This is a genomic window from Loigolactobacillus backii (assembly GCF_003946275.1).
GTDB lineage: Bacteria > Bacillota > Bacilli > Lactobacillales > Lactobacillaceae > Loigolactobacillus > Loigolactobacillus backii.
Genome location: NZ_RHNQ01000003.1, coordinates 1 through 15,598, shown reverse-complemented (window position 1 = coordinate 15,598; position 15,598 = coordinate 1). Strand labels below are relative to the sequence as shown.

Annotated in this window: 17 protein-coding genes; 15 read left to right on the top strand and 2 right to left on the bottom strand. The window is 41.7% G+C overall.

The window, feature by feature from the left end:
• The 3 genes from EKM61_RS01145 to EKM61_RS01135 all read left to right on the top strand — a co-directional run bounded on the left by EKM61_RS01145 (nt 1) and on the right by EKM61_RS01135 (nt 4,456).
• Nucleotides 1-2,358, top strand: coding sequence for an endonuclease MutS2 (locus EKM61_RS01145; RefSeq protein ID WP_068280880.1), 2,358 nt, complete (start codon nt 1-3; stop codon nt 2,356-2,358).
• 152 nt (nt 2,359-2,510) lie between these two features.
• Complete coding sequence (trxA, locus tag EKM61_RS01140; RefSeq protein WP_068223376.1) at nt 2,511-2,834, top strand: thioredoxin; 324 nt, start codon at nt 2,511-2,513, stop codon at nt 2,832-2,834.
• Nucleotides 2,835-3,058: 224 nt separating this feature from the next.
• The gene (locus EKM61_RS01135; RefSeq protein ID WP_068223379.1) at nt 3,059-4,456 is read left to right on the top strand and encodes a helix-hairpin-helix domain-containing protein; all 1,398 of its coding nucleotides are present in this window, start codon (nt 3,059-3,061) and stop codon (nt 4,454-4,456) included.
• 68 nt (nt 4,457-4,524) lie between these two features.
• Here the strand turns inward: EKM61_RS01135 and EKM61_RS01130 are convergent, their stop codons facing one another.
• A complete protein-coding gene (locus tag EKM61_RS01130) occupies nt 4,525-5,163 on the bottom strand; it encodes a YslB family protein (protein WP_068223382.1) in 639 nt (212 codons plus the stop codon).
• Nucleotides 5,164-5,335: 172 nt separating this feature from the next.
• Between EKM61_RS01130 and racE the strand changes: the two genes are divergently transcribed.
• The 12 genes from racE to EKM61_RS01075 all read left to right on the top strand — a co-directional run bounded on the left by racE (nt 5,336) and on the right by EKM61_RS01075 (nt 14,324).
• Nucleotides 5,336-6,139, top strand: a complete 804-nt coding sequence (gene racE / locus EKM61_RS01125) for a glutamate racemase (RefSeq protein WP_068223384.1) — start codon at nt 5,336-5,338, stop codon at nt 6,137-6,139.
• A 16-nt stretch (nt 6,140-6,155) separates the two neighbouring features.
• Entirely contained in the window at nt 6,156-7,517 is a 1,362-nt protein-coding gene (gene rph / locus EKM61_RS01120; RefSeq protein WP_068223387.1) for a ribonuclease PH, read from the top strand.
• A gap of 92 nt (nt 7,518-7,609) precedes the next feature.
• Nucleotides 7,610-8,107, top strand: a complete 498-nt coding sequence (cbpB, locus tag EKM61_RS01115; RefSeq protein ID WP_068223390.1) for a cyclic-di-AMP-binding protein CbpB — start codon at nt 7,610-7,612, stop codon at nt 8,105-8,107.
• A gap of 22 nt (nt 8,108-8,129) precedes the next feature.
• Nucleotides 8,130-8,834, top strand: a complete 705-nt coding sequence (dapD, locus tag EKM61_RS01110) for a 2,3,4,5-tetrahydropyridine-2,6-dicarboxylate N-acetyltransferase (RefSeq protein WP_068223392.1) — start codon at nt 8,130-8,132, stop codon at nt 8,832-8,834.
• A 296-nt stretch (nt 8,835-9,130) separates the two neighbouring features.
• Nucleotides 9,131-10,273 (top strand): N-acetyldiaminopimelate deacetylase, encoded by a 1,143-nt coding sequence (locus tag EKM61_RS01105; RefSeq protein WP_068223396.1) that lies wholly within the window; start codon nt 9,131-9,133, stop codon nt 10,271-10,273.
• A gap of 250 nt (nt 10,274-10,523) precedes the next feature.
• Nucleotides 10,524-11,162 carry a dihydropteroate synthase gene (locus EKM61_RS12265; RefSeq protein WP_250637285.1) on the top strand — a complete coding sequence of 213 codons (639 nt, stop codon included), beginning with the start codon at nt 10,524-10,526 and terminating at the stop codon, nt 11,160-11,162.
• A complete protein-coding gene (locus EKM61_RS12260) occupies nt 11,131-11,637 on the top strand; it encodes a dihydropteroate synthase (RefSeq protein WP_263850756.1) in 507 nt (168 codons plus the stop codon). The genes EKM61_RS12265 and EKM61_RS12260 overlap by 32 nt, the downstream gene beginning before the upstream one ends.
• A 49-nt stretch (nt 11,638-11,686) precedes the next feature.
• Nucleotides 11,687-12,055 carry a dihydroneopterin aldolase gene (gene folB, locus EKM61_RS01095; protein ID WP_068223399.1) on the top strand — a complete coding sequence of 123 codons (369 nt, stop codon included), beginning with the start codon at nt 11,687-11,689 and terminating at the stop codon, nt 12,053-12,055.
• Nucleotides 12,045-12,557 carry a 2-amino-4-hydroxy-6-hydroxymethyldihydropteridine diphosphokinase gene (gene folK, locus EKM61_RS01090; RefSeq protein WP_225359716.1) on the top strand — a complete coding sequence of 171 codons (513 nt, stop codon included), beginning with the start codon at nt 12,045-12,047 and terminating at the stop codon, nt 12,555-12,557. Before folB ends, folK begins: the two co-directional genes overlap by 11 nt.
• Nucleotides 12,529-13,092 (top strand): GTP cyclohydrolase I FolE, encoded by a 564-nt coding sequence (gene folE, locus EKM61_RS01085; RefSeq protein ID WP_068223402.1) that lies wholly within the window; start codon nt 12,529-12,531, stop codon nt 13,090-13,092. The genes folK and folE overlap by 29 nt, the downstream gene beginning before the upstream one ends.
• A gap of 89 nt (nt 13,093-13,181) precedes the next feature.
• Nucleotides 13,182-13,754 (top strand): non-canonical purine NTP pyrophosphatase, encoded by a 573-nt coding sequence (locus EKM61_RS01080; RefSeq protein WP_068223405.1) that lies wholly within the window; start codon nt 13,182-13,184, stop codon nt 13,752-13,754.
• An 84-nt stretch (nt 13,755-13,838) separates the two neighbouring features.
• Nucleotides 13,839-14,324, top strand: a complete 486-nt coding sequence (locus tag EKM61_RS01075; RefSeq protein ID WP_068223408.1) for an S-ribosylhomocysteine lyase — start codon at nt 13,839-13,841, stop codon at nt 14,322-14,324.
• Between the two features lie 99 nt (nt 14,325-14,423).
• Here EKM61_RS01075 and EKM61_RS01070 read toward each other — a convergent pair whose 3' ends face one another.
• Entirely contained in the window at nt 14,424-15,122 is a 699-nt protein-coding gene (locus EKM61_RS01070) for a metal-dependent transcriptional regulator (RefSeq protein ID WP_068223411.1), read from the bottom strand.
• Between the last annotated feature and the right edge of the window lie 476 nt (nt 15,123-15,598).

The window sequence follows — 15,598 nt, the reverse complement described above, 5'->3', positions numbered from 1 at the left end:
GTGGATTCAAAGATTCTAGCGACTTTAGAATTTAGTAAAATTAAACAAGCGATCGAACAATATACGGTATCTGCCTTGGGCAAGCAAATGAGTCGTCAGTTAGTGCCTACGGCTGATCAGGCCACGATTCAACGTGCCTTAGACGAAACTAAGGATGCAGCCGATATCTTACGCTTAAAGGGAGCCATTCCAGTCCCGCAGCTAGAAAATATTCGGCCGCACATGAAACGTTTAGTGATTGGCGCAACCTTAAATGGGTTAGAACTTGCCCAAATTGGGCGTGTTTTACGGGCAACTGCAGAAGTTGATCGTTTTTTTACCGATTTACGTGGTGCTGAAATTGATTTGCGGCAGCTTTATCACTGGCAAGACGAATTGGCCACGCTAACTAGTTTAACGCGGCGACTTCGGGTTTCGTTGGAGGATGATGGTCACGTCACTGATGATGCTTCGACCAAATTAAAGGGGATTCGAAATGGTATTCAACAATTAGAAGGCCAGATCCGGGAACGGATGGGAAGTTTTACCCGGGGAAAACAGGCTAAGTATTTAAGTGAGCCAATCATCACCATTCGAAATGAACGCTACGTTATTCCCGTCAAACAAGAATACCGTAGTCATTTTGGTGGCGTTGTTCATGATCAAAGTGCAACTGGGCTAACACTATTTATTGAACCACAAAGTGTGCTGGACCTTAATAATCGTTTAAGACAACGCCAAGTAGAAGAACGCCAAGAGGTACAACGACTTTTAGCAGAATTATCTAACGAATTAGCGCCTTATCAAACGGAGATTATCCAGAATGCCGATATTCTCGGCCATTTGGATTTTGCCAACGCCAAAGCACGTTACGCCAAGGCAATTAAGGCTACTGAACCGCTATTAGACGACGCTAATCACGTTAACCTGCGTCAGGCGCGGCACCCGTTGATTGCGGCGGATAAAGTGGTTGCTAACGACATTTCAATTGGTGAAAATTTTCAAGCTGTTGTCATTACTGGGCCCAATACAGGTGGTAAGACAATTACCTTGAAGACAATTGGATTATTACAATTGATGGCCCAGGCAGGGTTATTTATTCCGGCCAATGAGGAAAGTCATGTTGGTATTTTTGCTGATATATTTGCTGATATCGGTGATGAACAATCCATCGAGCAGAATTTAAGTACTTTTTCTGCTCACATGTCAAATATCGTGACAATTTTAAAGCGAATCGATGGGAAAAGTCTCGTTCTTTTAGATGAAGTGGGTGCCGGAACTGATCCCCAAGAAGGCGCGGCACTAGCAATTTCAATTTTGGATCGCATTGGTACAATTGGCAGTTACGTTATGGCAACTACCCATTATCCGGAATTAAAAGCGTATGGTTATAATCGGCCTAATACAATTAACGCGAGTATGGAGTTTGATGTCGAAACGTTGCAGCCAACCTATCGCTTATTAATGGGGGTACCTGGTCGTTCCAATGCCTTTGATATTGCGTTACGGCTGGGACTTGATCCACTGGTTATTAGCCAATCCAAGAGTCTAATGAGTGATGATAGTCAGGATCTGAACAATATGATCACGGATTTAGAAAATCAGCGTAAGGCCGCCCAGAAGGAATATCATGAGGCACAGGTGACGCTGCAAAAGGCCACTGAGCTGTATGATGATTTAGAAAGTGCCAGTCGGGAGTTCTTTAACGCACGGCAAACGCAGCTGGACAAGGCTAAAGATCAGGCCAACGAAATTGTGAATAAGGCACAAAAAGAAAGTAACCAAATCATTCATGAATTACGCCAGTTACAATTAAGTGGCCAGGCCGGCGTCAAAGAACACCAGTTAATTGCCGCAAAAACGGATTTGGAGAATTTGAAGCAAAATAAGGCCTTGGCTAAAAACAAAGTATTACGTCACGAAAAAAACAAACAGGCCTTAAAGGTTGGCGATGATGTCCTGGTAACAACCTACGGGCAGCACGGCGTATTGTTGCAGCAATTAGATAAAAAATACTGGGAAGTCCAGGTTGGTATCATTAAACTAAAAGTAAAGGTTAGCGATTTAGAAAAGACCAAGGCAGAAGCGCCCCAAAAGCAGAAACAGCATACAACTACGATTCACGCTACTAATCGGGTTAATCCAACACTTGATTTACGGGGCGAACGGTACGAAAATGCGCTGGCAAAAGTTGACCGTTACATTGACTCGGCACTTTTGGCTGGCTACCCACAAGTAACCATCGTGCACGGTAAGGGTACTGGTGTCTTGCGCCAGGGGATTACGAGCTATTTGCAGGGTAACCGGCAAGTTAAGAAATTTGCTTTTGCGCCGGCTAATGCAGGTGGTAATGGTGCAACCGTTGTTACTTTTAAATAGTAGGCTTATTTTTTGTAAGCAAAGTGTTTGTTGTCGGTGAATTTTTCTGCTAAACTATAAATATCGATTGGGTAGATCAGGTTTCTTTAGTTTGAAATCTGGCTATGGCAATCAAATTCTGTAGTAGGTAAATTAAATAGGGGGTCTGCAAAATGGTAAAAGCAATCACTGATAAAGACTTTAGTGAAGAAACTGATAAAGGGGTTGTCCTAACAGATTTTTGGGCAACTTGGTGTGGTCCTTGTCGGATGCAATCACCTGTTGTTGAACAGCTAGCTGAGGATTATGATGGTGAAGTTAAGTTCACTAAAATGGACGTTGATGAAAACCCAAATACCGCTCAAAATTTCGGTATTATGAGTATCCCAACGCTGCTAGTTAAAAAAGACGGCCAAGTTGTTGAAACCTTAGTTGGTTACCATACTAAAGATCAATTAGATAAAATTTTGGCACAGTATACAGCAGCAGAGGCTTAACAAATAAGCTTCAATGCTGAGCATGACTATAATCGGACCAACCACAAACTTAGGTTTTGTGGTTGGTCCTTTTTGGTGAAGAATATCGGGCTGGTTTTGAAAGTGGTGATTAATAAATTGACACGCTAATGAATATTTTTGTATTAGACTAGCTTGACTGCAACTGGTGGCCAGCCAGAACTTCAATGCTATAATTAAGTGGATTGACTCTGGAGGTAATGACCGTGATTCGAAAGCAAAAGGGACGCGATTTAAAAGTTTACGCATACTTAAAGCTGGCAATAAAACCGGCAGTGTTATCCGTGACGACAATGATTTCAGCTGATGAAGCAGCCTACTCTGGACCGTATCCTGATTTTAAGGTGGCCCAAACATTGTCGGATTTACTTGAGGGACTCAAACCGCTATTAGGAACAGATCAATGGCTGCAAAACTGTCATGTTTTTTTGGCCGGTGATTATCAGCCGTTACAAATGTTGTTAACCCAAAGAATGCAACAGGAAGCAACTAAATTAAATTTTGAATTAGCGGCAACCTATCGCAATCACTGGCAAAAACTGGCCACCTTAATTGAGCAACAACATTGGGTGGCAACCAAGGTAAGCCAAGATGCATTTGGGTACGCCGTAAAAGGGAACCAAATTTGTCTGACAACCTTGTTCATTCGCCAGGAGAGCATTCAGCAACGAACCGCCGTTACTGTAAAATTACAAACATCGATTGAACAAACAATGAAGGCCTATTTAACCAGATTTTATCAACAAAAAAATCATTTAACACCAACCAATGTGTTACTGCCAAAAGAACTTACTTTGGCAACTGACCGTGAACATAATTGGCAACAGCCTGAACATGGCTTCCAGCGTGGCGCTGTTTTATTGGCAATTAAATTTGCACAGTCGCAGGTGGTAACGGCTAAGTTAGATGGTCAGCAGGCAGTTCGTGATTTAGGAACTGCATTAGGAATACCGGCGCCAACCCGAATTGAGGCCTTTGATAACTCTAATTTGCAGGGCGCGGACCTGGTTTCGGCGATGGTTGTGTTTGAACATGGTCGGCCGTTAAAATCCAATTATCGGAAATACAAGATTAAGACGGTTATTGGCCAGGATGATTATGCGGCAATGCGTGAAGTGATTTACCGGCGTTATTCTCGGTTATTAAAGACCGGCAGCCGCTTGCCCGATCTTATTTTAATTGATGGTGGGCCGGGCCAAGTTACTGCAGCGCAAGGTGTTCTAGAAGATCAACTTGGTTTATTAATTCCTGTGGCCGGAATGGTCAAGGACCAGCATCACCGCACGGATCATTTATTATTTAGCGGACAAATAGTTCCTTTAGAGAAAACTAGTCTGGCGTTTCGCCTGCTTACCCAAATTCAAAATGAAGTTCACCGTTTTGTCATTACCTATTTTCGGCAACGGCATGAAAAGAGCGGCTTTGCTTCATTGTTAGATACTGTTCCTGGCATTGGGCCTAAAAGAAAACAAGTACTTTTACGTCAGTTTGGTGCGATTGAGCAGATTGCAGCTGCGCCAGTTGCCGAATTGGTTAAACTGGGAATACCAACTGCAGTCGCAGAAAATTTAAATAAGGTATTAAGTCAAGCAAATCTTGATTAATTATGAAAAAAGGAGCGGCCTAGGGTTTATAAGTTTAACCCTAAGTTGCTTCCTTTAAGAATAATTGATTAATGGTGACTACCAAACCAGTGGCGTCTTTTATGGTCGTCACGGCGTGAAGGAATAAAACCTGCACGAGGCTCAGTATTATTTTCAGATTTAGTTGTGGCTGCTTCAATGTTAGGTTCAGTCTCTGTTATCTCCGGTGCTGCTTCGATCGGTTCAGAATCACTTTTTGAAAAGGTTAGTGGCTCAGTAGTTTGGTTCGTCAAAGGAGTATCAGTTGTATCCGTGGCAATCGTAATGGTAACCAAACCTTGGCCGCTCTCTTGCTGACCTTCAGCCACCACTGCAGTGATCTGTTGAATTTGTTGGGCAATAAAACCAGTTTCAAGTTGAAAGTCAGCCTTTGCAAAAGCTGCTTGCCTTTTCTCGATAATGGGGCCGGCCAAGGTAAAATGATATTGGCGGTGTCCTTGTTCAGTTAACGTCAAGTCACCCAAGCCGAATTGGCTAAAAAAGTGAGAAAGATCGCTGATATCAGCTAGTGGTAATTGCCGCGCAAGGCTTTTACCAGCCCAGTACAAAATACCTGCTGACTCTTGACCAAGTAAATTTGGCAATAACACGTCACGCAATAATTCGTAATTCAAGGAATTAGCCGGTGTGGAAGATTTTATTAAACTGTCATATAAGTTTTCTGTCATGGGTAACGTCCCCTCTTAAAAGCTCTTAGGTTCATTATACCAAAAAAGAATCGTTCGCACGTTTAATTCATGATAAAAGTGGAAACCTTGCACAATTTTTAAAATGGCGGTAGAGTTTAGGTTCGAGGTTCAATCAAGGACAGAATTTTAAAGTGTAAAAGAGGCAAAATAAATGAGCAATGAACAAGCGATTGGCTTTATGGACTCGGGTGTTGGTGGACTAACCGTTGTTCGTGAAGCAATGCGGCAGTTACCGAACGAACGAGTGGTTTATATCGGTGATACGGCACGTAATCCATACGGCCCCAGACCGCAGGAACAAGTTAAGCAATTTACTTGGGACATGACCAATTTCTTATTGGCCCAAAACGTTAAAATGATTGTAATTGCTTGTAACACAGCAACAGCGGCCGCTTTAGAAGAGATAAAGGATAAGTTAAAGATTCCGGTGATCGGCGTTATTTTACCAGGTAGCCGGGCCGCAATCAAAGCAACTAAAAACCAACGGATTGGTGTCATTGGTACTCAAGGAACAATTAAAAGTGCGGCCTACGCCAAGGCTATTCACCAAAAAGCGGCCCACGTAACCGTTAGTAGTTTAGCGTGCCCTGAATTTGTGTCATTAGTTGAAAGTAATGAATATCGATCAGCCGTTGCCAAAAAGGTGGTGGCGGATGATCTAAGTTATTTTGCGGATAAAAACATTGATACTTTGGTTATGGGCTGTACGCACTACCCGTTACTACGGCCTTTAATTCAAAATTTTGTTGGTGATCAGGTGACTTTAATTGATTCTGGTGCCGAAACGGTGACCCAAGTGTCGATGCTTTTAGATTATTTTGAGATTGCCAACGAGAATAATCAGGTAGCACCGCAACACGCATTTTATACCACGGGTAATCCCAAAATGTTTAACGAAATTGCAGGGGATTGGCTACAATTAGGCGATTTAGATACGCAGCACGTTGACTTTTAATTTGGAGGTTAAAGTTATGTTACAACGACAAAATGATCGGGGAAAGGCTGAGTTACGGCCATTTAAAATGGTACCCAATTATCTGAAAAATCCTGAAGGCTCAGTCTTGATGGTGCTTGGTGATACGCGAATTGTTTGTAACGCCAGTGTTGAAGAACACTTGCCTAAATTCTTGCAGGGACAGGGTAAGGGTTGGATTAGCGGGGAATATAGCATGTTACCCCGAGCAACACAACAACGGACTCGACGTGAAGCAACACGGGGCCACCAAAATGGGCGGACGATTGAGATTCAGCGCTTAATTGGCCGCTCTTTACGGGCAGTAGTTGATTTAGAAAGGCTTGGTGAGCGTTCAATTATCGTCGATTGTGATGTTTTGCAGGCGGATGGTGGGACAAGAACGGCCAGTATTACCGGGGCTTTTTTTGCCTTAAAGTTAGCGATTCAACACTTACTGGATACCCAAGTGCTGGCGGAAGATCCACTGAAGGATGATTTGGCCGCCATTAGTGTTGGGATCGTACCTGAATTAGGACCAGTACTTGACCTTGATTACGATGAAGATTCACAAGCCGAAGTTGACATGAACATTGTGCGGACCGGCAGTGGTGAATTTGTTGAACTGCAAGGAACTGGTGAAGAGGCAACTTTTTCTGGTAGCGAACTAAATGATCTACTTTATTTGGGAACCAAAGGGGTCGAGCAGCTCATTACGGCGCAACGGCACCAGTTTGAAAAATTACTGCACCCTTACGATACGGCTAATTTAGACGAGCAAACAATTGTGGTTGCAACGCGCAATCCTGGTAAGGCCAAAGAATTCAAAGCAATGTTTGCCGCGGCCGATTTAACGGTTAAAACCTTGCTTGATTTTCCAGAAATCCCTGAGGTTAAAGAAACCGGCAAAACATTCGAAGAAAATGCACGTTTGAAGGCCGACTCAATTGCTTTGAAATTAAATCTACCCGTTTTGGCGGATGATTCTGGGTTGATGGTTGATGCATTGCACGGCCGTCCCGGAGTTTATTCGGCGCGTTTTGCTGGTGACCATAATGATGCCGCAAATAACGCTAAATTACTGTATGAATTAAGTGAATTACCCAAGGAAAAACGTACTGCGACTTTTCACACAACGCTTGTTTTTGCCAAGCCTGGTCGTCCCAAAGATGATTTAGTCGTTGATGGCGAAGTTGCCGGTGAGATCTTATCGATTCCGCGTGGGGATAACGGGTTTGGTTACGATCCTTTATTTTACGTGCCAAGTTTGAAAAGGAGTATGGCCGAGTTAACCGAAGTTGAAAAAAATAAAATTTCGCACCGGGGTAATGCTTTACGGAAATTAGAGGATCAGTGGCAAGACTGGTTAGCCAAAGATTAGTGTATTATTTAAATTTGAATGAAGTCGTTATGAAAAGCTGGTTTTACATTTAGTTTTCAGTACAATAAAGGTAATGAATGGAGGCGGTTTTCGTGATTAGTCAGCCAATGCTTACAATGCTTGCAAAAAATCAGGATCATTTTTTAATTCCTGCTGAAAAGGTTGCTAATGTCCAAGTTGATAATAAACTAAACCACGCTTTTTTAGTCCTGACAAAAGTTCGTTATTCCAAAATTCCTGTTTTGGATGCTGATTCAAAATTCATTGGTTTGTTGTCAATGCCAATGATTACGGACACAATGTTAGGGCTGGACGATATTGATGTGAGCCAACTTAGTCAACATTATGTCGGCGAAGTTTGTGAACGCGATGTTGCAACAGTTGAAAATCCCTATGACATTGAGTTAATATTACATTTATTAGTAGATGATCCGTTTTTACCGGTAGTTAGTCGCGAAGGTGACTTTACGGGAATTGTGACGCGGCGTGAAATGATGAAAAGTTTTAACTACGTTGTTCATAATTTTGAGCGGGAACCACAACTAATTAAACAGGGAGAGGTAAATGAAAATTTAACCTTAAAAAAATGAAATAGGAAAGGTGGGTGTCGTTTTGGACGCCAACGAAATTATTCGCTTTATCAGTGAGGCAAAGAAGCAAACACCAGTTAAGGTCTATCTTAAGGGGAATCTGACCGCTTTAAAGGTGCCAGATGAATTAGAAACTTTTTTTGAAACGAAAACGGGGGTACTCTTTGGTGATTGGGCCATTGTTGAACCCTTTTTAAAGGAGAATGCGGCCGCAATTAGCGATTACCACGTTGAAAACAGTGCCCGCAATTCGGCCGTTCCAATGGTTGATTTAAAACAATTTGATGCTCGGATTGAGCCAGGAGCGTTTATTCGCGATCAGGTTGAAATTCATAAAAATGCTGTGATTATGATGGGTGCCGTAATTAATATTGGTGCCGTGATTGGCGAGGGCTCAATGATTGATATGGGCGCTGTACTTGGCGGCAGGGCAACTGTTGGTAAGCGAGCCCATATTGGTGCTGGGGCTGTACTGGCCGGCGTTGTTGAGCCACCTTCAGCCCAACCCGTTATGATTGACGATGATGTTTTAGTTGGTGCTAATGCAGTTGTTTTGGAAGGCGTTCATGTTGGTAAGGGTGCTGTTGTTGCTGCCGGTGCTATTGTCACAAAAGACGTTGCGCCAAATACGGTTGTTGCCGGTGTACCGGCTAAGAAGATTAAAGATATTGATGATAAAACCCGAAGTAAGACTGAAATTTTGGATGCCTTACGTAAATTAGATTAGTTAGCGAATTTATAGCTAGAAATTATTTTTATAAGTACGCGGCAATTAAGTTAATTTCGGGTGCCTTTTTAAATACACTTTGGATGAGTGCGCGGAGTGATGGTTCAACTTGGCTTATCGTCTTGGTTGAATCACCATCACCGTAGCGACAAGGTTATTAATGGACTTGACCGTCATTTGAGCCTCGATCGATCTCAATCTGGGTATCGTTGGCTGCTAGTAACCCGTCATAACTTGCAATTACAGCGTAGAACTGAACAATTTTTTGAGACACTCTTTTAAAGGGATGAAATAGTTTGACACTAACGACGAAGGCTCTAACAAAGATATACGAAGATTTACATCAAATTCCCGAGCTTGGTTTGCAGGAACATGAAACACAAGCATACTTACTTAACGTTATTAAGCGTTTGCCACAAACTAATTTAAAAATTAAAACGGTCGAAACGGCAACGCTGGTATTGGTTGCAGGTAGTGTGGCTAAGAAGACAATCGGTTGGCGGACGGACATTGATGCCTTGCCTGTAACTGAAAAAACTGGTTTACCCTTTGCTTCTAAGCATCCCGGAATGATGCACGCCTGTGGTCATGATTTACACATGACGGTTGCACTCGGGCTCTTAGCGTATTTTGCGGAGCACCAGCCAAAAAATAACTTATTTTTCTTGTTCCAACCAGCCGAAGAAAATGCCAGTGGAGGTAAGCGACTATACGACAGCGGTGCACTAGACGATTGGCTGCCTGACGAGATTTATGGATTACATATTAATCCACAGCTACCAGCCGGGGCAATTGGGTGCCGGCAAGGGACCCTTTTCGCGGGAACTTGTGAAATTCACGCTCGCTTTCACGGTAAGAGTGGTCACGCGGCCTACCCGCACTTAGCTAACGATATGGTGGTTGCTGGCGCTTACTTTGTCAGTCAATTACAAACAATTGTGAGTCGTAATGTTAACCCGATTGAAGCCGGTGTGGTCACGCTTGGTCAATTTCACGCGGGAACGATTGGTAACGTCATCAGTGGTGAGGCCAAAATTGATGGAACAATTCGTGCACTAACGCAAAAAATGAATCGCCACATTCAACGGCGTGTCCAAACAATTGCAGAAGGCGTTGCATTGGCCTTTAATTGTGAGGTCGAATTAAAGCTCAACCAAGGTGGTTATTATCCGGTTGAAAATAATCCGATTACAACCAAGGCGCTGATTGATTTCATGCAACAAGAACCAGGCGTCAATTTTATTGAAACTGAACCGGCGATGACCGGCGAGGATTTTGGGTACTTAATCTCTAAAATTAATGGAACCATGTTTTGGCTAGGAGTTGATCAACCATATCAACTACATTCAGAAAAATTAGCGCCAAATGAGGCGGCAATTGAAAAGGGTGTTGCTGCTATCACAGCTTACTTTAAACAACGAGATCAAACTTTAGCGTAGGGAATATTTGAAAAGGCAATTAGATTTTACTCCGCAATTGAAGTGTTATTAGCTTCGCTGACGCGGCCAATCGGACTAAGATAAACCGAAGTTCGAGTTGTCGCAGTAAACTGTCTTTCTAAATACGACCATGCCTAAGCGGGGGCCCTAAACTCATAATTGAGTTTAGGGCCCCTGCTATTTTATTGACGTTCACGTTTGAAATAGTTTAAGCTAATTGTAAGTATAAGTAAAGTGAGGAGGAACTGCCGTGGAAATTAAGCTAGTACCAGCAAAAGTACGGCAACAATTATTTGCGCCTAATTTTCTTGCCCAATTGAAGGCCGACATGATTCTTTTGGAAGTCGGAGCGGGGCAGGGATGGCAAACAACAGCAATTAAGACCTTTAATCAGCTTGGACGTGTGGCTGCTTTTAGGCATAAACAGCGTGAATTTTTAGTGGTCAATAAATATTGGCTTTACCAAGTTCACGTTACAAGTGAAAGTCTATCTGCTTACCAAACTGCCTTGCTGGCGATTGGCCGTGAGTTAAAACAGGCCAAGCAGTTTAAAGCACGGCAGTTTACAATTGATACTCAGGCCCAGACCTCAGTTTACGGTATTTTGAATATTACGGATGATTCATTTTCCGATGGTGGGCAGTATTTCACAACTGAGAAGGCAGTTGCCCGTGCAAAGGAAATGGTTGCCCAGGGTGCTGCTGTGATCGAATTAGGCGGTCAATCAACTCGTCAAAGTTACAATGAGATCAGCGCAGATGAAGAATTACGCCGTATTTTACCGGTATTAAAGGCTATTAGAAACACCATCAATGTGCCAATCGCTGTTGATACTTATAAGTATCAAGTGGTTGCGGGTGTACTGGCCCGCCGGCGCAGCAATTATTAATGATGTCAGGCCAGTGACCGCCGAAATTTTAAACGCCGTTGTTCAGGCCAATGCGGGGCTAATTATTATGCATACGCAAAACACAACGCATTACCAAGATTTAATAACGGATATTCACCAGTATTTTGCAAATACGATTCAAACGGCAATTAAGGCCGGCCTGACCCGCCAGCAACTAATGATTGACGTTGGCCTAGGTGGCGATTTCGGTAAAACTTACGAACAGGAATATACATTGCTACACAATTTAGATGCTTTTAATGATTTAGGCGTTGCAACTTTAATAGCACCTTCACGAAAAGGATTCATTGGGAAACTACTGAATTTACCAGTTAGTGAACGATTGGTACCAACAATGGCCTTATTTGCAAATTCAACCAGTTTAGACGTTAATTTTATGCGTGCTCATGACGTTGAAGAAACCCGCCAAACACTAACAATTATTGATAAAGTAAAGCGAAGTTTTGCGTATTAAGTTGTTGGTCGGCTATTAATTTATGACTGTGTTGAAAAGGGGGGCAATGATGGGCCAAATCAAAATAACTAATATGCAATTTTATACGTATAATGGCGTTTTAGAGGAAGAAAACAAGTTAGGTCAACGCTTGGAAGTCGACGTTGCTTTACAGGTTCCTTTTGAAAAAATTGGAACTAAGGATGACTTACGGCAGACGGTAAATTACGCTGCCGTTTACCAAACAATTGCTCAGTCGGTTAAAACACACCAATATCAATTAATTGAAAGCTTGACCAATTATTTAACCCAGGTAATATTGGCCGCATACCCTAAAGTGATGGGGATTAAGCTAGAGCTTCGCAAATATAGTGTGCCAATAGATGGTATTTTTGATCACGTTGCAGTTGTCAGTGAGGTGAAGCGCGATGATGCATGATGTGTATTTGAGTTTAGGTGCTAATCTTGGTGACCGTAAGCAGGCGCTGAGGAAGGCAATTATGGCGTTAAAAAAGGATTCTGAAATCAGCGTTCAGCAAATTTCAAATTTATACCAGACAGCCCCAGTTGGTGGCGTTAAACAGGATGATTTTTATAACTGTGCGCTATATTTGCGAACCTCATTAACACCAACGGCCTTATTAGTAAAACTGCAGCAAATTGAAGCAGCAGGTAAGCGGCAACGAAAAGTTCACTGGGGCCCGCGCACAATTGATTTAGATATTTTATTGTATGACAATTTAAAAATTAAAACACAATCACTGACAATACCACATTCACAAATGCACCGCCGTGCGTTTGTATTAATTCCTTTATTGGAAATTACAACTGGAAAATTACACCAACGGACATTAATTTTATTACAGAATTTAGGCGATCAACAACAAATTGAGAAGATTGGGAGTGTATTCGATGAAGCAAACAGAGTTGAAAAAGATTGAATTAGCCGTTCAAACTATTTTGGAAACAGTTGGCGAAGATATTAAGCGACCAGGTTTAAAAGAGACACCGGCGCGGGTTGCACGAATGTACGCGGAGATTTTTGCCAGCGTGAAGCAGACGGAATTTACGGATTATAAAATGTTTAAAACGGATAGCGAAAATGATCTCGTGATTGTTAAGGAAATTCCTTTTTACTCAATGTGTGAACATCATTTACTCCCTTTTTGGGGAACGGTTAGTGTGGGCTATGTTCCTAAGGCAGGCCAAATTATTGGCCTGAGTAAAATTGCTCGCTTGGTGGATTACGTTGCCAAACGGCCTAGTGTTCAGGAACGGCTAACTTCACAGATTGTGACTGAACTGGATAAAATTTTACGGCCAGGTGGTATTGCGGTGGAAGTTAAGGCGCGCCATATGTGCATGGAAATGCGCGGTATCCAAAAAACAGGAAGTGAAACGGTCACGGCCGCCTTTTCTGGAGGCCTAAAAAATGCGGTAGCTAAAAGTGAATTCCAGCAACGATTGGCATTGTGATTTTGCGGCCGTAAATAGTCAAAGAACTAAGTGGTTGCTGCCACTTTAATAATTGATGTTGCGACATTTGAAAAGGTAGTGATACTCAAATGAAAACAATTATTTTTGCGAGTCATAACCGGAAAAAGCTAGCGGAATTGAGTCAATTAATGCCGGCTAACGTTAATTTGATTTTACCGAAAACAATTAATTTTCCGGCGGAAGGTAACGTTAGTTATTACGCTAATGCTAAGGCTAAAGTAATGACGTTAAGAAATATTAATTTACCAATTTTGGCAGACGATTCCGGAATTGAGTTTAAGGCTCTACCGCAATCTTTTGGTGTTCGAACACGCCGGGACCTGGCCCAAATTCCACCGGCGCAGTGGAATGATTATTTATTAAAAAGATTGGCCGGTGAAACGAATCGGCAAGTTAGCCTACGAAGTGTGCTTGTTTTACGGTTGCCGAATGCATTGTGGTTGAGTGCTGAAGGATGTGTTACCGGTCAATTAGTTAATCTGGCTCGCGGTCATTATAGTGGTGGCTTTGATCAACTATTGGAATTACCAGGCCTAGGTAAAACATTGGCCGAACTACCGGCTGAAAGACGCCGGCAGTATAGTCACCGCGGCCGTGCTGTGGTTAATTTAATGCAGCAGTTGGGCCAACTGAAATGGTAATTGCCACATGGTTCAAAAATAGGCAAAAAAGCAGTACAATGAAGTTGGTAACTAGGATTTAAATTAAATGGGGGTTTTAAAAAAATGGCAAAAGTAGAAAGTTTTACGTTGGATCATACAAAGGTTAAAGCACCGTATGTTCGTTTAATTACCGTTGAAACGGGCAAAAAGGGTGATGAAATCTCTAACTTTGATTTACGTTTGGTTCAACCAAATGAAAACGCAATTCCAACTGCAGGTTTACATACAATTGAACATATGTTAGCCGGATTATTGCGTGACCGAATGTCTGGTGTGATTGATTGTTCGCCATTTGGCTGCCGGACTGGTTTTCATTTAATAACTTGGGGTGAACACTCTACAACCGAAGTTGCTGAAGCTTTGAAGGGCTCACTTGAATTTATTGCTGGACCAGCGACTTGGGATGACGTTCAAGGAACTGATATTACAAGTTGTGGCAATTACCGCGACCATTCATTGTTCTCCGCTAAGGAATGGGCAAAGAAGATTTTGGCAGAAGGTATTAGTTCAGATCCCTTTGACCGTAAAGTCGTAACTAAATCATTGTAGCTTCTTGAATTAACGGCACAATTTAATTTAATATTGTAAAATAAAATTTCCCTCAATTAGTGGACGGCTAAGTCTACTAATTGGGGGAATTTTGAATTACTATTCTTTTTTCTTAGCCATTTTATCAACTTTGAAGGGATTGCCTTGTTCATCAGTAACAAAAATATTATGGGAAGCCTTAAAACTGATACTAAGTTGCTTACCACTGGCAACTTCCTGCACCGCAATTGGACCATCAAATGGTTCGTGTTTGATGACCTTAATTTGAGTTTCTAATTTTAAATTAATATCGCGTAAGTAAATTAGAAGATCATGGTCATCGATAAAACGTTCAATGGTGACCGTTTTACCATCGGGAATATCATCCAAGACAGTATAACTTTCTTCTTGAAAGTTACCATCACGATCAGGAATGACACCACCATGAGGACAGTGGGTTGGGTAGTTGAGAAACTTATCAAGGTGCGCTAGTAGCTCAGCACTAGTTGCGTGTTCCAGAACCTCAGCCTCAGGGTGAATATCTGCTAACGCAAAATCAAGCGTAGAAGCCAGAAAAGTCTCCCATAAACGGTGTTTACGAATTAATAGGATGGCCTGATCGAGGCCCTTTTTTGTTAATGAAATATCATCGTAAGGTTTATGTGAAACAAGGCGTTCTTTTTTTAATTTAGAGATCATCTCTGTCACTGAACCAGCCGCAATACCTAATGCTAAAGCAATTTGTTTATTTGAAACTTCACGTTTAGCACCGCCGAGTTCGAATATTATCTTCAAATAATCTTCTTTAATAGGCGTCATTGACGTTATCACGCTCCTATAGCAAAATTCTAACATTAAAAATTTATTGTTTATAGTATACCGCAATTATAATGAATTAGGCAACGACACTAAACTGAATTGGATGACGAAACTGTAACAAATATTGTAAATTAATGACATAGGTGTAAAAACTTTAGAAAAAATTGAAAATATTGTACACTAGATCTTGTGAGTTAAAGAGTAATCAACTCATGGGTTAGTGGTTAGTAGACGTAGATTATTTTAGCCGTTTGTGTCAAATGCAATCATAATTAACTTATTAAATGGTAAACATAACTGTAAAATTATCTTAAAATACGTTATACTAAGCACTAGAAACTTCGGGGAACGTTTACGTTTTTCTGGTTCGAAATTATTGAAGTGAATATGAATAATAACAAGACTTGTGGTCAGAAGTCAAGTAGGTGATACGTAAAATATTGATAGTTCTAATTGTGAGGAGAGTATACTTCCCC

Excerpts from the sequence above, each read along its gene's own strand:
- trxA (WP_068223376.1), top strand. The coding sequence starts at position 2,511 with ATGGTAAAAGCAATCACTGATAAAGACTTTAGTGAAGAAACTGATAAA.
- EKM61_RS01130 (WP_068223382.1), bottom strand. The coding sequence starts at position 5,163 with ATGACAGAAAACTTATATGACAGTTTAATAAAATCTTCCACACCGGCT.
- racE (WP_068223384.1), top strand. The coding sequence starts at position 5,336 with ATGAGCAATGAACAAGCGATTGGCTTTATGGACTCGGGTGTTGGTGGA.
- rph (WP_068223387.1), top strand. The coding sequence starts at position 6,156 with ATGTTACAACGACAAAATGATCGGGGAAAGGCTGAGTTACGGCCATTT.
- folB (WP_068223399.1), top strand. The coding sequence starts at position 11,687 with ATGGGCCAAATCAAAATAACTAATATGCAATTTTATACGTATAATGGC.
- folK (WP_225359716.1), top strand. The coding sequence starts at position 12,045 with ATGATGCATGATGTGTATTTGAGTTTAGGTGCTAATCTTGGTGACCGT.
- folE (WP_068223402.1), top strand. The coding sequence starts at position 12,529 with ATGAAGCAAACAGAGTTGAAAAAGATTGAATTAGCCGTTCAAACTATT.
- EKM61_RS01080 (WP_068223405.1), top strand. The coding sequence starts at position 13,182 with ATGAAAACAATTATTTTTGCGAGTCATAACCGGAAAAAGCTAGCGGAA.
- EKM61_RS01075 (WP_068223408.1), top strand. The coding sequence starts at position 13,839 with ATGGCAAAAGTAGAAAGTTTTACGTTGGATCATACAAAGGTTAAAGCA.
- EKM61_RS01070 (WP_068223411.1), bottom strand. The coding sequence starts at position 15,122 with ATGACGCCTATTAAAGAAGATTATTTGAAGATAATATTCGAACTCGGC.